This window comes from Bacillus sp. H1a (genome assembly GCF_000633475.1).
Lineage (GTDB): Bacteria > Bacillota > Bacilli > Bacillales > Bacillaceae_G > Bacillus_A > Bacillus_A paramycoides.
The window spans coordinates 1-979 of sequence record NZ_AYMH01000128.1 but is presented as its reverse complement, the minus strand read 5'-3'; the positions used below and the strand labels follow the sequence as shown (position 1 = coordinate 979).

Sequence of the window (979 nt, the reverse complement as noted above, 5' to 3'; positions counted from 1 at the left end):
TTTTACCTACTTGCTAAATTCGGCAAGTAAAATATTTTTAAAAGGGTCAGGACCGTTAGCTTTACCCATGCTGTTCAAATTGACGGCCAACGTATGCTTGCCTCCAAGTGTACCTCCAGCAAAAGTAAGAAACCCTGGAATACTGCCTCCGTGTCCCCATATCGAGACACCGTTTGGAAGCTTAGTTTCGAAAATTCCAAGACCGTATTCGCCAAGTTCAGCTGTTCCTGTAGGGACTGTAGTAAGCATTTGTTTTAGTTGCTGTTCCTTCAGTAATTTACCACCGAGTAAGTAAGAGAAGAATTTGTTTAAGTCGTCAGCAGTAGAAATCATATCTCCAGCCGATCTACCCATACTTGGGTTATAATAAGTAACGTCTTTTAGCTCACTTGCTCCGTCTGGTTGGACATATCCACGGGCATGCTTGGTGCCTGGAATAACGGTTGAATTACCAGGTAGGAATGTATTCGACAATTCAAGTGGTTCAACAATCCGATTTTCAATCTCTTCCGCATAGCTGTTTCCGGTTACTTTTTCAATAAGGATACCCAGTAATACGTATCCTGTATTTGCATAAGACCAGCCCTTTCCTGGGGCAAAGTCTGGGGGCAGAGAAATCCCCATCTTTACTAATTCTTCAGCCGTATACGATTTTTTTGTATCCATAAGATTAAAGTCTTTTGACCTTGAGTATTCAGCGATCCCACTTGTATGGTTCAATATCTGCCGGATAGTAATCTGTTTATCATCATATCCGTTTCCTTGAATGACACCAGGCAACCATTTTTCGATGGAGTCGTCTAGATTCAAGCGGTTCTCTCCAGCTAATTGAAGTACAACCGTTGCGGTGAACGTCTTCGTCACGCTGCCAATGCGAAAGCGAAAATCTGTTTTCATTGGTTTCTTGGTTCTCAGATCCGCTATCCCAGCGGCATAACTCCACGTTTTTCCGCCCTCGGAAGTTTTAGCAAGTATCCCC

Annotated in this window: 1 protein-coding gene; it reads right to left on the bottom strand. The window is 43.1% G+C overall.

Annotated elements, in window-relative coordinates; all coding sequences use genetic code 11:
- Positions 1 to 6: 6 nt before the first annotated feature.
- Positions 7 to 979: serine hydrolase domain-containing protein (locus tag U860_RS0130460; RefSeq protein WP_025151426.1), on the bottom strand; the 973-nt coding region annotated here is incomplete at its 5' end.